The sequence below is a fragment of the Leekyejoonella antrihumi genome (assembly GCF_007845645.1).
GTDB classification, from domain to species: domain Bacteria; phylum Actinomycetota; class Actinomycetes; order Actinomycetales; family Dermatophilaceae; genus Leekyejoonella; species Leekyejoonella antrihumi.
The window spans coordinates 57472-74977 of the sequence record NZ_VCQV01000020.1 but is presented as its reverse complement, the minus strand read 5'-3'; the positions used below and the strand labels follow the sequence as shown (position 1 = coordinate 74977).

Annotated in this window: 9 protein-coding genes, 1 tRNA gene and 1 pseudogene; 8 read left to right on the top strand and 3 right to left on the bottom strand. The window is 67.0% G+C overall.

Annotation, left to right across the window (positions count from 1 at the left end; translation table 11 throughout):
- Positions 1 to 70 precede the first annotated feature (70 nt).
- From FGL98_RS14415 to FGL98_RS14405, 3 genes are all read left to right on the top strand, one after another.
- Positions 71 to 3037 carry a UPF0182 family membrane protein gene (locus tag FGL98_RS14415; RefSeq protein WP_146317618.1) on the top strand — a complete coding sequence of 989 codons (2967 nt, stop codon included), beginning with the start codon at positions 71 to 73 and terminating at the stop codon, positions 3035 to 3037.
- Between the two features lie 55 nt (positions 3038 to 3092).
- A tRNA-Met gene (locus FGL98_RS14410) sits at positions 3093 to 3166 on the top strand.
- A 254-nt stretch (positions 3167 to 3420) separates the two neighbouring features.
- Positions 3421 to 4950, top strand: coding sequence for a hypothetical protein (locus FGL98_RS14405; protein ID WP_146317616.1), 1530 nt, complete (start codon positions 3421 to 3423; stop codon positions 4948 to 4950).
- Positions 4951 to 4983: 33 nt separating this feature from the next.
- On the opposite strand, the gene FGL98_RS14400 is transcribed toward FGL98_RS14405, so the two are convergent.
- Positions 4984 to 6222, bottom strand: coding sequence for an NAD(P)/FAD-dependent oxidoreductase (locus FGL98_RS14400; RefSeq protein WP_146317614.1), 1239 nt, complete (start codon positions 6220 to 6222; stop codon positions 4984 to 4986).
- A 279-nt stretch (positions 6223 to 6501) separates the two neighbouring features.
- Between FGL98_RS14400 and FGL98_RS14395 the strand changes: the two genes are divergently transcribed.
- The 4 genes from FGL98_RS14395 to FGL98_RS14380 all read left to right on the top strand — a co-directional run bounded on the left by FGL98_RS14395 (position 6502) and on the right by FGL98_RS14380 (position 11297).
- Complete coding sequence (locus tag FGL98_RS14395; protein WP_146317681.1) at positions 6502 to 8172, top strand: sodium:solute symporter family protein; 1671 nt, start codon at positions 6502 to 6504, stop codon at positions 8170 to 8172.
- A 47-nt stretch (positions 8173 to 8219) separates the two neighbouring features.
- Entirely contained in the window at positions 8220 to 8525 is a 306-nt protein-coding gene (locus FGL98_RS14390; protein WP_146317612.1) for a hypothetical protein, read from the top strand.
- Positions 8526 to 8532: 7 nt separating this feature from the next.
- Positions 8533 to 9687, top strand: coding sequence for an acyl-CoA dehydrogenase family protein (locus FGL98_RS14385; protein ID WP_146317610.1), 1155 nt, complete (start codon positions 8533 to 8535; stop codon positions 9685 to 9687).
- 89 nt (positions 9688 to 9776) lie between these two features.
- Positions 9777 to 11297: an MFS transporter gene (locus FGL98_RS14380; protein WP_246136553.1), complete on the top strand. Its 1521-nt coding sequence runs from the start codon at positions 9777 to 9779 to the stop codon at positions 11295 to 11297.
- Positions 11298 to 11363: 66 nt separating this feature from the next.
- On the opposite strand, the gene FGL98_RS14375 is transcribed toward FGL98_RS14380, so the two are convergent.
- Positions 11364 to 12671, bottom strand: a complete 1308-nt coding sequence (locus FGL98_RS14375) for a family 1 glycosylhydrolase (protein ID WP_222432185.1) — start codon at positions 12669 to 12671, stop codon at positions 11364 to 11366.
- Between the two features lie 290 nt (positions 12672 to 12961).
- Between FGL98_RS14375 and FGL98_RS27135 the strand changes: the two are divergent.
- A pseudogene (locus FGL98_RS27135) lies at positions 12962 to 13102 on the top strand (DUF1961 family protein); the annotation flags it as partial.
- A 118-nt stretch (positions 13103 to 13220) separates the two neighbouring features.
- Here FGL98_RS27135 and FGL98_RS14365 read toward each other — a convergent pair.
- Entirely contained in the window at positions 13221 to 17468 is a 4248-nt protein-coding gene (locus FGL98_RS14365) for a type VII secretion EssC family protein (RefSeq protein WP_146317606.1), read from the bottom strand.
- Between the last annotated feature and the right edge of the window lie 38 nt (positions 17469 to 17506).

Sequence of the window (17506 nt, the reverse complement as noted above, 5' to 3'; positions counted from 1 at the left end):
CGGGCAACACGTGAGCTCATCGGACGACACTGGCGACGGTTCGAACCGTCCTCCGCACCCTCATGTAGGTATGCCGGTCGTGCTGCGCGCGCAACGGCGCCGCCTGTTGTGGGTCGTGTTTGCGGTCATCGTCGTCATCGTGCTGGTCAGCCTGTGGGCCAACCTCTGGACCGAAAAGCTCTGGTATGACAGCGTCGGTTTCTCCACGGTGTTCCGCACGGAGCTGGTCACCAAGACCTCGATGTTCGTCGTAGGGTGGCTGGTCGTTGCCGGCTCGGTCTACTCCAGCATGGCGATCGCCTACGCGCGTAGGCCGATCTACGCGCCGACCACGGCCGAGCTCGACAGCATGGACCGCTATCGCGAGGTCCTGGAGCCGTTTCGGAAGGTCAGTTTCGTTGCCGTCCCGGTGATCTTCGGTCTTTTTGCGGGGTCGGCGTGCAGCGGGCAATGGCAGTTGCTTCTGCTCTGGTTGAACCGCCAGCCGTTCGGGACCAAGGACGCGGAGTTCCACAAGGACATCGGGTTCTACGTCTTCACGCTGCCGTGGTTTCAGTTCATCGTCGGCTTCCTGACGCTCGCAATCGTGCTCGGCTTCATCGCCGCGATGGTGACGCACTACATCTACGGCGGCATCTCCCTGCAGGGGCACGGCCCGCGCACGACCGGCACTGCACGAGTGCATCTTTCGCTGATCGCCGGCGCTCTCGTGCTGGTGCGCGCAGTGGCGTACTGGCTGAGCCGTTACTCGCTCACGACGTCCAACTCGAACCTGATCACCGGCATCGACTACACCGGTCAGCATGCGGTGCTGCCGGCCAAGGAGATCCTCGCCGTCGCCGCCGTGCTGTGTGCGGTGCTGTTCGTGGCCACGATCTGGACGCGGACCTGGCGGCTGCCGCTGATCGGTGTCGTGATGCTGCTGGTGTGTGCGATCGTGCTCGGCGGAATCTACCCGGCCATCGTGCAGAACTTCAAGGTCAAGCCGTCGGAGCAGGCACTGCAGTCGCCCTACATCTCCCGCAACATCTCGGCGACGCGGCAGGCCTACGGGCTCACCGACGTCAAGACCAGCAATTACAATCCGACGACCAAGACCGCGCAGGGCCAGTTGCGCAAGGACGCCTCGACGGTGCCTGGTATCCGGCTGCTCGACCCCATGGTGGTGTCGCCGACCTTTCAGCAGCTGCAGGGGCGGGTGAACTACTACCAGTTCTCCGATGCACTGGACGTGGATCGCTATCAAATCGGCGGCAAGTCCGTCGACACCGTGATCGGCGTGCGTGGCCTGAACCTGAACGGTATTCCAGCCGGGCAGCGCAACTGGGTGAACGATCACTCCGTGTACACCCACGGTTTCGGCGTCGTCGCGGCCTACGGCAACCAGCGCTCGGACTCCGGTGAGCCGGTCTTCTTCGAGCAGGGCATCCCGCCGGTCGGCAAGCTCGGCACGTTCCAGCCACGGATCTACTTCGGGGAGTCCTTATCGTCCTACTCGATCGTCGGCGGCCCGAAGAGTGGGCCGCAGCGCGAGTTCGACTATCCGGACTCGGCGACCGGAGGTGAGATGAAGACCACCTACGCCGGCTCGGGCGGCGTGTCCATTGGTTCGTTCACTCGCAAGCTGGCGTATGCGATCAAGTACCGGCAGTACAACTTCCTCTTCTCGGACGTGATCAACAAAGAGTCCAGGCTCCTCTACGACCGCACGCCGATCGATCGGGTCAAGAAGGTCGCACCGTGGCTGACGGTGGACGGCGACCCCTACCCGGTCGTCGTGAACGGCGACGTCAAGTGGATCGTCGATGGATACACCACCTCCGCGCGCTACCCCTACTCGGAACTGCAGTCCCTGGGCGCCGCAACCACCGACTCGCTGACCACCGGCACCTCCAACGTGCACAGCATCAACCAGGGCCAGGTCAACTACATCCGCAACTCGGTCAAGGCGACCGTCGATGCCTACACCGGGAAGGTGACGCTGTATGCGTGGGACCCCACCGACCCGGTGCTGAAGGCGTGGGAGCACGCCTTCGGTGGCACGGTGCAGCCGATGTCCAAGATGTCCAGTGCGTTGATGTCGCACATCCGCTACCCGGAGGACCTGTTCAAGGTGCAGCGTGAGCTGCTCACGAAGTACCACGTGACCGACCCGGCTTCGTTCTTCCAGGGTAACGACTTCTGGCAGGTGCCGGCCGACCCGACGAAGAGCTCGGGCGAGCAGCAGCCGCCGTACTACTTGTCGCTGGCGATGCCGGGGCAGTCCAAGCCGGCGTTCTCGCTGACCACGACCTTCATCCCCACGGGGCAGCGGCAGAACCTGGCGGCCTTCATGTCGGTCGACTCCGACCCGGGGTCCACGCCCGGCAAGAAGGCCGCTGACTATGGCCAGTTCCGGGTGTTGGAGATGCCTCGAAGTACCACGGTCAAGGGTCCGGGGCAGTTCCAGAACGACATCAACTCCTCGAACGCGAAGTCGTCGTCGTTCCCCCAGACGCTTGCCCAGTTCCTGACGCTGAACTCGCAGTCGGGTGCTCGGATCGAGTACGGCAACCTGCTCACGCTGCCCGTCGGCGGGGGACTGCTGTATGTCGAACCAATCTATGTGAAGGCCAACGGCGCCACGTCGTTCCCGTTGGAGCGGGCGGTCGTCGTGGAGTTCGGCAACAAGCTGGCCTGGGGGGCGACACTTGATGGCGCGCTCGACGACCTCTTCGGTGGCAACTCAGGAGCCAGTGCCGGCGATGCCGGAGTGACCCCCAAGGGCGGCTCGAGCCCAACGCCGTCGCCGTCTCCGTCGTCGGGTAAGTCCTCGAGCAAGGGCACGAGCGCCGAGCTGGACCAGGCTCTCGCGGACGTCGAGAAGTACTACCAGGACGGTCAGGCTGCCTTGAAGAAGGGCGATTGGACGGCCTACGGCAGGGCGCAGGCGGAGCTGCAGAAGGCGATCGAGGGCGCCGTGAAGCTCGAGGGTGGCAATGCGAACTCGCCTTCGACGCCGTCCAACTCCAGCACGGCCAGTCCGTCCGGCAAGTAGCGCGGACCTCGATTTGTGTCTGCCCTGATCGATCCCGTAGGGTAGGGATCACCGACGCGGGGTGGAGCAGCTCGGTAGCTCGCCGGGCTCATAACCCGGAGGTCGTAGGTTCAAATCCTACCCCCGCTACTGCGGTCCCACGTCGGGACACAGAAGGCCCGGACTCTTCGCAGAGTCCGGGCCTTCTCCCTTGCCCGAACCCTGAGTGCCGGTCACAGCGTGGCAGGCGGGGACTGCACGATGATCCGGCGCTCATTTCGGGCGGCGGCCGATACCCGGTCCAGCAGCCGGTCAAGGGCGTTGCCAGGGGCCTGTGCGTCGACGTCGCACAGCGCCCAAGGAACAGTCAGGTGGTTGGCAGGAATTTTCCCTAGCCTCGAATGGTGACGGTTCTTGTGCCGCGTCAGGTGGGGTCGGAATCCCGGCAGACGTCGCGGTTGGTCGTCCCCCTGGGCGTCGTAGCGGCCATGATCGTGACCATCCTGGCCCGCCTGGCACTTGCTGGGGAGAACCTGGGGTCGGACGAGGCCGGTTATCTCACGGTGGCCGGACAATGGCATGCGGGTGGCACCTCGCTCTACGGCAACCTCTGGGTCGACCGCCCGCCGCTGTTGATCACCATCTTCCGGTTGGCCGCAGTGCTCGGCGGGGCGGTGCCGCTGCGAGTCATCGGCGCGGTCGCTGCCGCGGTGACCGTAGGTGTGGTCGGCTGGACGGCCAACCGTCTGGGCGGTCGCCGTGCCGCGACGTGTGCTGCGATCGTCGCCGGCGGCTTGCTGAGCAACTGTCATGCGGGCGCGCTGTCGGTCGATGGTGAGCTGCTCGCGGCACCGTTCATCGCCGTCGGCATCGCGGCCCTCGTCAGTGGATCGCTCAGTGCTACAGGCCGTTCGATGCTGCTCGCAGGACTGGTCGCCGGTACGAGCGCCGCGGCGGCCGTGCTGGTGAAGCAGAACATGGTCGATGTGGCGGTGTTTGCCGGTGCCCTCGTAGTCATGGGCGGCCGCGCCCTTGGCATTCGCCGGATTGCCATGTGCGCAGCGGGGTTCGCCGCTGGAGCGATCGCAGTGATCTTGGTGATGGCACGATGGACGGTTGCGCATGGCACCTCTCTGTCCGGCGTGTGGTTTGCGATGTATCGGTTCCGGTTGGAGGCCGACCGCGTGATGGCAGCATCATCGCCTGCTCCGATAGTTGCTCGTGAGCACTCGATGATGCTGCTGGTGCTGCTGAACGGTATGGCGTTCTCTGCAGCGCTGCTGGCCCTCGCAGTGATCCGCGCTCGGCACGACAACCCCTCTGACGGCAGGGATTCGAGAGTTCGACGGTGCGTGCCGTATGCCCTGGCTGTGACGCTGATCTACGAGGCCGCGTCAGTTGCCATGGGCCAGAACTACTTTTCGCACTATCTCGTCCAGCTGGTCGTGCCGCTCGCCCTCGGCGTGGGGATCGTCGCCGGGCATCATCGGCGTCCCGCTGCGGCGGTTGCCGGGCTGGTGGCGGCGTCTGCGGTGGTCTCGACGATCGTGGGTGGGCTGGCGCCCACCGACGGAGGACTTTCACGGGTCGGGGGCGCGATCGGCCAGGTCTCCCGTCCCGGCGACACCGTCGTCTCGGTGTGGGGAAATACCGAGCTCATGCGTGCCACCGGCCTGCGCTCGCCGTACCCTTACCTGTGGGCCCTGCCTGCGGAGACCCTCGATCCGGACAACACCCTGCTCGCCTCGACGCTTCGAGGTGTGCGGGCGCCGACGTGGTTCGTCACATCGGACCCGGGCGCCCCGCATACGACTGAGCTGGATCGGGTCCTGGCACGTCGCTATCACCGTGTGGCCATGATGCAGGGAAGGACGATCTACCTGCGGGACGGCGTGCGCAGAACCCCACCCGCGCTCACGACGGCGAGCCAGTAGCGCCCAGGCCGCTGCCTCAGATCGGCAGGTGTGCTAGCCGTCGAGTGCCTCGGCCATCGGCGTATGCGGGTCGGCCAGCTCGGAGCAGTCGACCTGCCGGTTCGAGCGGATCAGCGACTCGATGGTGTCGCCCTGATCCCAGACGTTGACGTTCATCGCGGCCTGCACGCGCTTGTCGCGCAACCAGAACGCCACGAACTCCAGCTGCTCCGTGTCACCGCGGAAGACCACCTCGTCGTATCCGCCCGGCTCCACGTAACCGCGGTACTCCATGCCCAGCTCGTGCTGATCGCTGTAGAAGTAGGGCACCTGGTCGTAGACCGCATCCCGACCCAGCATCGACGCCGCGGCAACCGCGGGCTGATGCAGGGCGTTGGCCCAGTGCTCCACCCGTAGATGCCGGCCGAGCGCAGGATGAAACGCGTTGGCCACGTCACCGACCGCATAGATGTCGTTGTCGGAGGTGCGCAGGTGCTCATCGACGCGAATGCCGTTGTCGAGCACCAGGCCGGCGTCCCGCGCGAGAGCCGTGTTCGGTGACGCGCCAACGCCGACGACCACGAGGTTGGCTTCGATCACGCTGCCGTCGGCGAGCTGCACACCGGCGGCAGCACGTGGGTCGTCGCCGGTGCACTCGACGACCTGGGTGCCCAGGCGCAGGTCGACGCCGTGCCGACGATGCAGCTTGGCGAAGACCTGTGCGCACTCGCTGCCCAGCACGCGCAGCAGCGGCAGGTCATCGGCCTCGAGCACGGTGACGTCCAGCCCTGCCTCACTTGCGGCGGCGGCCACCTCGAGGCCGATCCAGCCGCCACCGATGACCACGACCTTCGAGGCGCTCGTCATGGCGAACCGCAGCTGCATGCAGTCCTCCACTCGACGCAGATAGAACACGCGGTGCGGGTCTGCCCCTGGGACCGTGAGACGGCGCGGGGTCGACCCGGTGGCCAGCAGCAGCTTGTCATAGGCGATCGGTTCGCCCAGGGCCGGACTCACCTCGTGCCGTGCCGGGTTGATCCCCGTGATCGACGTCTTGAGGCGCAGGTCGACGTCGTGCTCGGCATACCAGCTCTGCGGGTGGACGTAGATCGTGTTCCGCTCCGATCGGCCGCGCAGGAAGTCCTTGGACAGCGGTGGGCGCTCGTAGGGGCGGTCGGACTCCTCGCCGATCAGCAGGATCCGGCCGTCGAAGCCTTGATCTCGCAGGGCCTCCGCAGTCTTGGCCCCCGCCAGACCCGCGCCGACGATCACGAACTTCTCTTTGGTTCCCATCAGGTGCTCCTTCGGATGGTGCACGGGCGCCATCGCCAGTTCAGCCTACCGATCGGGACGCTCCCTCCGCAGGTCTGTGACGATCGAGCTATCACACGGTTGGTATAGACCAGTCGGCGCGTCCTGCGTCGCGGATTCGGGGCTCCGGCGTATCGTGCGGGAATTGCTCTCCGCCGAGAGCAGTGGACGACACGTCGGTCGCCTTTGCCCATCGCGGGCGATTGCCTCGCTAGCGTGAGCCGTTGGACCGGAACAGAAGGGGAGGCACTCCTGATGCTGATGGACGCATCCGTGCTGAGACTGGACGCGAGTCCGGTCGACTATGTCTTGATCGCGTTGTACTTCTGCTTCGTGCTCGGGATCGGCCTGCTGGCGCGCAGCCAGGTCTCCAGCAGTATCGACTTCTTCCTGTCCGGGCGCTCCCTGCCGGCATGGATCACCGGTCTGGCCTTCATCTCGGCAAACCTCGGTGCCACCGAGATCATGGGCATGTCGGCCAGCGGCGCACAGATCGGCATGGCGACCTTCCACTACTACTGGATCGGCGCGATCCCGGCGATGCTCTTCCTCGCCGTGGTGATGATGCCGTTCTACTACGGCTCCGGGGTGCGCAGCGTCCCGGAGTTCATGAACCGGCGCTTCGGGCCCGCGGCGCACCTGGTCAATGCGATCAGCTTTGCGGTCGCGCAGGTGCTCATCGCCGGCATCAACCTCTTCCTGCTCGCCACGATCGTGCACACGCTGTTCGGCTGGAGCATCTGGATCTCCACCATCATCGCGGCGCTGATCGTGCTGTCCTACATCACGCTCGGCGGTCTGTCCGCGGCGATCTACAACGAGGTGCTGCAGTTCTTCGTCATCGTCGCCGCGCTGCTGCCGGTGACGATCGTCGCGATGCACAAGATCGGAGGCTGGGGCGGACTGTCGGCCAAGCTGCACTCGATGAACTTCGCGCACGACCCGATGCAGTCCTGGCCAGGTCAGGGTCTGACCGGTTTCAGCAGCTCGTTCCTCTCCGTGGTCGGCATCGTGTTCGGTCTCGGGTTCGTGCTCTCCTTCGGCTACTGGACGACCAACTTCGTCGAGGTCCAGCGCGCCATGGTGAGCAAGGACATGAACTCGGCCCGCCGCGCACCGATCATCGGCACCTTCCCGAAGATGTTCATCCCGTTCATCATCATCATTCCGGGGATGGCCGCCGCCGGTCTCGGGGCGTTCAGCGGGCAGAAGAACCCCGACTACAACAACGCGCTGCTCTTCCTGATGCGTGACCTGCTGCCCAATGGGCTGCTCGGTGTCGCCATCGCCGGCATGCTCGCTGCGTTCATGGCCGGTATGGCCGCCAATATCTCCGCGTTCAACACGGTGATGTCGTATGACATCTGGGAGACGTACATCGTCAAGAACCGCGACGACAACTACTACCTGTCGTTCGGCCGGATCGCCACCGTCGTCGCCACGTTCATCGCGGTGGGCACCTCGGTGTTCGCGAGCCAATACTCCAACATCATGAACTATCTGCAGACGCTGTTCGGGTTCTTCAACGCCCCGCTGTTTGCCACGTTCATCCTCGGCATGTTCTGGAAGCGGATGACGGCTACGGCCGGTTGGGTCGGCCTGGTGTCCGGGACGGTCGGTGCTGTGGTCGTCGGCGTCCTGTCGCAGGATGCGCTTGGTGGCATGTCGGTTGGTGTGCTCAACCTGTCCGGTCAGGGCGCAAGCTTCGTCTGCGCCGGTGCGGCCTTCGTCGTCGACATCGTGGTCAGCATCGTCGTCAGTCTCGTGACTGCACCCAAGCCTGCGGCCGAACTGGTCGGTCTCGTTCACTCCGAGACGCCGCGAGATCATCACGGCGCCAACGAGGTAGTCGCGCACTGGTGGCTGTCGCCCGTCAAGCTCGCGCTGGTGTCGCTGGTGATGGTGATCATCCTCAACATCATCTTCCACTGACCAAGCGCCCCGAACTGACTTCCAGCACTTGAAGAACAGGAAATGCCATGTCAGAAAAGACCAGCTCCGGTCGAAGCGCTGCGGGACTCTTCGACGTCCGCAACATCATCGCCGCGCTGCTCGGGATCTACGGCATCGTCCTCACCGTGATGGGGATCGTGCATCACAGTGGCCAGCAGATCGCCAAGAGTGACGGGCTCAACCTGAACCTGTGGACGGGCATCGGACTGATCATCGTCTCGATCATCATGGCGGTGTGGGCCTGGACCCGGCCGATCATTGTCGTACCCGAGGAGATCGAGCATCACGACGGGCCCGACTCCGCCGTGATGGACACGCCCGGCGATCGCTGACCGGGCCGTGTCTCGGCAGGTCCTGACCGACGAGCTGCTCGAGCGCATCCGTGCTCGAGCAGCTCGATACGACCGGGACAATGCCTTCTTCGTCGAGGACCTCGCAGACGTGAAGGCGGCCGGCTACCTCACGGCCATGGTGCCGACCCAGCTGGGCGGTGCAGGCCTCTCACTGCGGGAGATGGTCTGCGAGCAGCGGCGACTGGCAGGTGCCGCACCAGCCACGGCCCTCGCGGTCAACATGCACCAGGTGTGGATGAGCGTCGCCCAGGTGGTGCGTCGCAGCGGGGACGACTCCATGGACTTCGTGCTCGAAGAGGCAGGCGCCGGCGAGGTCTTCGGCTTCGGCATCTCCGAACCCGGCAACGACTTGGTGCTCTTCGGCTCCGACAGTGAGGCGCGGCCGGACGGGTCCGGCGGCTACACCTTCCACGGCACCAAGATCTTCACGTCACTGTCCCCGGCCTGGACCCGCCTTGGCACCTTCGGCACCGACGCCAGCGGCGGTGACGGACCGCGCAGCGTCTACGGCTTCATCACTCGCGACGGCGGTGGCGTCGAGGTCAAGGACGACTGGGACACCCTGGGGATGCGCGCATCTCAGTCGTGCACCACGGTCCTGGACGGCGCGCCGGCGCCGGCAGAGCGGATCGCGCGCCGTATACCGCCCGGCCCGACGGCGGACCCGTTCATCGTCGGTATCTTCGCCAGTTTCGAGATCTTGGTGGCCTCGGTGTATGCGGGCGTGGCCCAGCGAGCGCTCGATCTTGCCGTCGAGAGCGCGCACCGGCGCACCTCGCGCCAGAACGACGGTGCTTCGCTGGCCGGCGACTCGGACGTGCGGTGGCGCATCGCCGATGCGGCGATCGCGTTGGACGGGATCTGGCCGCAGATCACGCAGGCGGCGCAGGACGTCGACGATGGCGTGGATCGCGGGTCACTGTGGCTGCCGCAGCTGTCCGCGGTGAAGTCGCGCACGACGAACGTGGCGCTGCGCGTCGTAGAGCAGGCGATCCGAGTGGCCGGCGGATCGGCCTACTTCAACCGCTCCGAGCTGTCCCGCCTCTATCGCGATGTGCTGGCAGGCCTCTTCCATCCGAGCAGCGACGACTCGACGCACGCAGCCTGGGCCAGTGCGCTCCTCGGCGACCCCGACGCCTGAACGGCCACCCGGCCCCAATCCCACCCCGCGCCACCGAGCCGGACCCCGCGCCCCCCGAGTGGAGTACGCAGGGCTCGAGTGGAGTACAAGTGTGTGCTCCAGTCGCCGGTTACGTGGTCCACTCGACGGATGAGGTCTGCGGGAATGCCGTTGACACCGGTGCGGTTGCTCAGGAGGTGACCGGCCCAGTCGTACCGCTCGACAGCGGGCTCCTTCGGACCAGTGAGCCGGCGGGGCGGCTGCTGCTTGCGGCCACCGTGCTGGGGTCCGGCATGGCGTTCTTGGACGGCACCGTGGCCAACGTGGCGCTTCCGCACATCGGCGCCGACTTTCATGCCGATCTCGCCGGGTTGCAATGGGTGGTCAACGGTTACACGCTCACCCTCGCGTCACTGATCCTGGTAGGTGGCTCGCTCGGCGACCGTCTCGGACGCAGGCGGGTCTATGCCTGGGGCGTCGGTGGGTTTGCTGTCGCATCGGTGCTGACCGCGCTCGCACCGACCATCCAGCTGCTGGTCCTCGCCCGGCTGCTGCAGGGCGTCGCGGGCGCGCTACTGACGCCGGGCAGCCTGGCGATGCTGCAGGCGTCCTTCCACCGAGATGACCGGATGCGAGCCATCGGGGCATGGACCGGCACCCTCGGCATCGCGACCGCAGGTGGTCCCGTCGTGGGCGGTTGGCTGGTCGGTATCGACTGGCGGATAGCGTTTTGGATCAACGTGCCGATCGCGGCGGTTGTGCTGTGGCTGCTGCGGACCGCTCCGGAGTCACGCGACGCCGACGCTCACCGCGGGGTCGACCTGCCCGCGCTGGTGCTCGCCCCGCTCGCGCTCGCCGGCCTCAGCTGGGCCCTGACGGCGTGGCCCGACACGGGCGCCTCGCCGCCGACTGTTGCCGCACTCGTGATCGGGGTGTGCGCCGCGACGGCGTTCGTCATTGTCGAACGCCACGTGCAGTTCCCGATGGTCCCGCCCTCTCTGTGGCGCAACCGCGACTTCAGCATCATCAACCTGGTAACCCTGATGGTGTACGGCGCGCTGGCGGGGAGCATGTTCGTCCTTGCGGTCTATCTGCAGCTCAGCGCCGGCTGGTCGCCGCTCGCGGCCGGCGCGGCAACCGTGCCGATGTCGGTGATGATGTTCTTCCTTGCCTCCCGATTCGGCGGCGTCGCCACCAGGTATGGCGCGCGCGGCCCCATGCTCGCCGGCGGGTCAACGCTGGTGGTCGCGTTCGGCTCGCTCGCGCTGGCACCGGATCACCCGTCCTACGTCACCCAGATCCTGCCCGGGGTGGTGCTTATGGGGCTCGGGCTGTCGATGCTGGTCGCTCCGCTGACCGGCACGGTGCTGGCGGCCGCGCCCGATCACCTCAGCGGCCTGGCGAGCGGCATCAACAACGCGGTCTCCCGCACGGCCGGTCTGCTCGTCATCGCGGCGCTGCCCTTGGTGGTGGGTCTCAGCGGCAGCGACTACCGGGTGGGCCCGGTGGTCGGGCACGCCTACCGCAGCGCCATGTGGTGGTGCGCCGGGCTCATCCTGGTCGGCGTGCTGCTCATGGCCGTCGGTCTGCAGCGACGCGCGAGTCCCAATCGGCGCCCGGATCCCAAGTGATGCCCGGATCCCAGGTGACGCTCGAACCAAGCACGTGAGGCGCGCACAACGGGGCGGGTGGTCTGTTCATTGGTGGGTCAGCCGGCCGAGGGTGGTCGACCACGGCGCGGCGGGGGAGCCCCACGCCTCACGTCGCACCGGTCGGTAGCCCTCGGGCACACCGTTCCGGGCGATCGCGGCGCGATAGGTGGCGACGCCGTCGGTCTCGTGGCGCGTCTTGGCCGAGTCGGTGAGGACGTCGACTCGGTAGAGGCCGAATCTCGGCCGATAGGAGCCCCATTCGTAGTTGTCGGTCAGGCTCCAGTAGTTGTAGCCCATGACCGGGATGCCTTCGTCGGCGGCGCGCTGCAGGTAATAGAGGTGGTCGAGCAGGTGGTCGCTGCGGGTGAGTCCGTCGCTGCGAGGCTTCCCGTTGTCGGTGCAGATGCCGTTCTCGACAATCCAGATCGGCAGGTGTGGCGCCTTGCGGTGATAGATGCGCAGGGCGTGCAGCAGGCCGTCCGGTTGCGTGCGGATCCGCCACAGGCGACCCACGAGATCGTTGACCACGGTCGGATTGCCCACGGACAGGCCGTAGTAGTAGTCGATCCCGAGGAAGTCCATGGTGTCGATCGTCTGGTCGAAGAACCACCGGTCGTCGATGAGGTTCAGCGGCGCGGGTAGGTAGGCGATGTTGCTGGTGACCAGCGCGCCCGGGTCCAGCGACTTGACCAGAGCGTAGGCGCCGCGGTGCGCTTCGACGAGTCGGCGCTTCATCGTGCCGACCTCCATGCGACCCAGCTTGCGGTTGCGGCGTTCGAAGCCGACATAGATGCCGGGTTCGTTGATGGTGATCCAGGTGACGTCGCGACCGGCATACCGCTCGACGACTCGGCGCGCATGCTGCAGCCAGAGCTCGACCACGTCGTCACACAGCCACCCGCCACGGTCGGCCAGCCACCCGGGATACACCCAATGGTCGAGCGTGATCATCGGCTTCAGGCCGGTCGCCTCGATCGTGTCGATCACCTTGTCGTAGAACGCGAAGCCCTCGGGGTCGAGCTCACCGGGCGCCGGCTGCGTCCGGGCCCACTCGACGGAGTAGCGGAACGTGCCGATGCCGAGGTCCTTGGCGCGTGCCACATCCTCTTCGACGTGGCAGAACCAGTCGGCGGTGTCACCGATCTCGTCGGACACCGTCGGTGCGTGCTGCTCGCTGTAGCGTCGCCAGTTGCTGTCGGGGCAGTGGCCCTCCGACTGGACCCCGGCGAGGGCGACGCCCCACCGGAAGTCGGCGGGAAGCGGCGCGACCCCGGGTCGAGGGGGACGCCTGACCGCGGATGCGGCAAGCGCGGCACCCAGCACACCGACGGCGAGTCGGAGGGGCTTCGGCACGAGTCTTGGTCCTATCGGTCGGGGAGCAGGGTGCTTCCGACGCTAACCACTGCGCGGACACTTCGAACGGTGTCTCGGTCACTTGTCCGTCATTGATCCGAAGACGCCGTGACATGGTCTGCCCGGTCTGATCGATCCCATTTCGAGTGCTAGCCGCTCGAGCAGAACTCTCGGGGGTTGCGTTGCTGAGCGTGGCGATCAGGCTGGAAATGTGTCGAGCCGCTCGTCATGACGTACCAGAACTCGCTTCGTGGTCTCGCCGACCTGGAGGGTTGGACGGTCGAGGGTGAGTGGTTGCGCAGGGTGCCGACCCACTCCCCGGTGTAGAAGACGTCGGATCGCAGTTCTATCGAGTTGAGATGGTGAAGGACTTCGGCCACGTGGAGCTGTCGATGAACGGATTGCCCGTCCTCGGCAGGACGGATGACGGCACGGCTGGACCGCCAGTGCGTGCATGCCGTTTCGGCTTCCGGCAGATGGCGCCTCTGCGCCTGTTATCGGGATCTGAAGATCGAGGCGGTTTGTCGCGCGTCCGTCGGACCAGTCGACTCACGTCGCGACCTGGATCTCGGTCGCTCGTCCGTGCACGACCAGCACTCCATGCCCTGGTCTTGGCCGGTCGGTCGGTCCGAGGCGTATGCCGAACAAGTCCCCGTCGTGTCGCCCGGGCTGCAGCAGCACGCCGGTCTGGCTGCGTCGCAACTCGGGGACCAGGCCGCGGAAGATGTTCGCGAGTTCGCCGGCCTGCCCGGCGGCGATGACCGTGCCGCCGGTGGCGCGGATCCTGGCGAGATGCTGCAGGAGTGGCTCCTCGCTCGGACTGCCCGCGATGCGGTCGACCTCGTCGATCAGCAACGCCCCGGCCGGATGCGCACCGCACCACTGCGCAACGCCGGTGACGTCGTCCGGGTCGTGCACCGTCACCCCGAGGGGTAACGAGTCTGGCCCGGGTGATCCGACGAACGCGACTGGGGCGTGCTCCGCGAGGCCACACGCCGCGGTGATCAGCGCGGTGGTTCTTCCGCTGCGTGCTGGGCCGGCGATCAACGCTGCCAGGCCACCTCGAGCCGGCCACGGGATGCCGATCGGTGCCGCCCGCTCACCCCCGACCCCAAACAGGAGGGTGTCCTGACAGTGCAACGGCAGTTCATCGCGTGCGGTCCGGTGCGGCAGGCCGGTGAACGTTCGTGGCCCCGCGCAGCCCGGTGCGCAGGTTTGCGGGACCGCGGCGATGGCGCGCGCCTGCGCTGCGCCCGAGACCTGGCCACCGGCCAGCGCGATCTGCAGCTCGGTGGCATCCGGCAGTAGCAGGCCGCGGCCCGGCGGCATCGTGTCGGGCACCTGCGCGGCGCGCAGGCCGAGCATCAGCAGGTCCGCCTCATTGCCTGTCTGCAGCGCAACTCGAGTGGAGAACCAGGCGCTGACCCGGCCGCTGGTGAGCGCGCGGCCACCGGTGGCAACCGCATACACACCGACAGCGGCTCCGTCGCGCAGGACCTGCCCGAGCTCTTCCACGAGTCGACCGCCGGTCACCTCGTCGCTGACCTCGGCGAATGTCTCCCACCCGTCGATGAGCAGGACGATGCGAGGCACCCGGTCATCCGACGCGGCGAGATGCTCGGCGTAGCTGCTGCAGTGCGACTTCGCGAATCGTTCTTGACGAGTGCGAATCTCGTCACCGAGCCAGTCCACCAGACGCGACAGCCGGCCGACGTCGTCTCGGCCGATGACGGCTCCGCAGTGCGGCAGGTGTCTGAGTGCGGACAGCCCGCCGCCCGAGTCGAGTGCGTAGAGATGGAGCGCATCGGGTGTCTCTTGGCGGCAGGCCTGCGCTGCCAGTGTCCGTAGGGCTGACGTGCGGCCGCTACGTGGGCCGCCGACCAGACACAGCTGACCGTCCTGGTCGGCGCACCACCCCACGGGTCGAACCCGCTGCTCCGCTGGAAGGTCCATCAGCGCAACGATCCAGGTGGACCCTGGGGCGTTCGCAACGGCATTCGAGAAGCAGCGTGCCTCTCCGGTGAGATCGGCGATGTCCAGCAGGTCGGGCAGCGGTGGCAACCAGGGCGATCGGGGCGATGTGGCATCCCGTACGCTCGCCGCGGCCCGCAGACTCAGCACGCACCGTTGAAGGTCGGTTGGGTATTGATCTTCGGTCGACGTCTCCCGCCACAGGGGAGCACCGGTGACCGGGTCGGTGGTCGCCACCTGTACGTCACCGTCGCTTCTGCCGCGGCCGGCTCCACCGATCCGAGCGGTCTGAAACACGGTGACCGGTCCACCGCCGGCGCGCAGGACGGCACGTCCCGGCTCGGCGGCGCTGATGCGGGCGGCGAAGCCACTGCCGATCACGTCCAGAGAGTCCGCATCGTCCCTGACACGTAGCGCGATGCGCAGGTTGACGTTGGCCCGGATGTCCGGCGAGACCACCCCTGCGGGGCGCTGTGTCGCGAGCACCAGGTGGATACCGAGGGACCGGCCGACGGTCGCGACCCGGACCAGCCCGGCGATGAAGTCGGGCAGTTCCTCTGCAAGAACGCGAAACTCGTCGATCACCAGGACCAGCCGCGGAAGGGGCTCGTCGCGCGCTGCGTTCTGGTAGTCGATGATGTCCTTGGCCCCGACGGCACCCAGCATGCCTTCGCGCCGACGCAGCTCGGCCTCCAGGGATGTCAGCGCGCGGCGGGTGAGGTGACCATCCAGGTCTGTCACCAGGCCCACGGTGTGTGGCAGGTCAGCGCAGCCCTTGAAGGCTGCGCCGCCCTTGTAGTCGATGAGGACGAAGACCATCTGATCTGGGCGGTTGCGGGCAGCGAGCGACACGATCAGTGTCTGCAGGAGCTCGGACTTGCCCGCGCCCGTGGTGCCGGCAACCAGCGCATGCGGGCCGTCGGTGGCCAGGTCGACGACTGTCGGGCCCTGAGTATCGACGCCGAGAACAGCGGCAGTGGAGCCTTGGGTGGCGGCCCAAAGAGCCGCCACCTCAGTCTGGTTGGTGATGTCGACGCCGGTCACCGAGTGCAAGACCGGAAGGAGCTGAATGTCACTCGGAAGCTGTGCGGCAGACGTGTCTGGCGTGGCATCCGCGAGGCCGCCAAGCGCGCGCGTCGTGTCATGGAGCAGCGGCGCGGTAGGCAGATCGGGTGTGGCGCTTGCGTGCAGGACCCCCGAAATCTGGACCAGCCGCTGGTCGACGTAGACCACCGCGGTGCACTCTGACGGCAGGTCGGCATGCTGCGGGGATCGCGCAACGACCGTCAGGCCGAGCTCGGCCGCGCGATTGACGATGTCGGCGACAGGTGCCAGAGCCATGCAGTCGGCGGCCTCGTCGAGAAGGAGGACCGTATGCGGCGGGGCCACTTCTGATGGGGAGTCTCGGCTCGCCTCCAGGGCAGTCAGCGCGGCGATCATGGGCTTGAAGCCCGGCGTGTCCGGGTCGGCAAGAAACACCGATGCGCCTGCATCGGGTCGTGGCGAAAGGTGCGGCAGCGCCAGCGCCCACGACCAGCGGGCCGCGTGGTCACTGGTGCTGCACAGGATGATCAGACGGGTCGTTCGTGGGGTGTGCAGGACTGCGAGCTGCACCAGCAGACTGGCGAGGAGGGCGTCGACGACGGTCGCGTCACCGCATACGCCCGTGACTCGGGATTGCCGGAGCGACAGCGTGACTGGAGACTCCTCGACATCTTCATGGCGGTCGCCGCGTTGGTCGTGGACCACAGTGTCGCTGGGCAGGGTGCCCGTGCCCACCCGCCATAGGAGGTAGTCGGCGTCGTAGGGGTTGCGCTCCCAGAGGTGCTCGTCGCGAAGCGCGGCAGTCTGGGCCAGGTCGGTAAGTGGTGGGCTGCTGCGGCGCCGTGCGTACAGCTCGGTCTGTAGGGCGGATGCGAGGCGGCCGGCGAAGTCGGCCTGATCGTAGGCATGTTGGCGGATGTCACGCTTTCGGCTCCGGCCACCGATGCGCCGCTCCGTGACATGCTGCCCGATGATCATCGCGGGGCTGAGCAGTGCAAACATGAGGAACATCGTGTTGTGAAAGACCAGCACCATCACCACCGCCAGGAGTAGCGGCAGCAGCGCCATGGCCCACGGCATCGAGCGTGGCTCGACGGCTCGCAGCGGAGTCGGTGCATCGATGCGAGCCGGAGGGGTGGCGTCTCCACGGCGTGGCGCGCGCCTGACCAGGATATGACCGGCACCGTCGCACTCGACGGCGCGCGGCGGCCCGCTGGTCCGGATGAGGCAGAGTGTCGAGGAGCCGATGCGCAGCCGGCCGCCGACCCTCAGTTCGGCAGGGGCGTGGGGCAGTAGGCGCTGCTCGGCGAGATGGCTGCCATTGGTCGACGCGCAGTCCATCACCGTAATGCGCCCCTGATCGAGGGCGATGGTGCAGTGGTGCCTCGAGATGTCCGGGTCGTCCAACCTCAGGGTGCAGCCGTGCCATCGGCCCACAGTGATGTCGGCTGCACCGACGGTGACTCGGCGGCCGGTGTCAGGTCCCTCGATCACGACGAGTTCGAGCAGCCGCCGGGCGGGTGGATCCGACGGGCGGTCGGTGAGTACGCAGTTGTTGATCAGGGGCGGCAGGCCAAGGGGCGTGTCCGCCTCGATCGGTGTGTGACCGGCATACAGGGCTCCCGGCAGGTCGATCCCCGCTCGCCTGAGTGCGGCGCGCGCGCTGGACCACGGGGTCCCGGGAGCGTAGCGAAGGCACAGGGTGCGGGTCGCCGCGTCACTGGTTCGCACGAGTGACACGCGCAAGGCGGCGCGTTCGTCGGCGACGGGAACGGGTGGCACATCACGAAGTATGCGGCGAGGGGCGCAGGGCCGTGAGG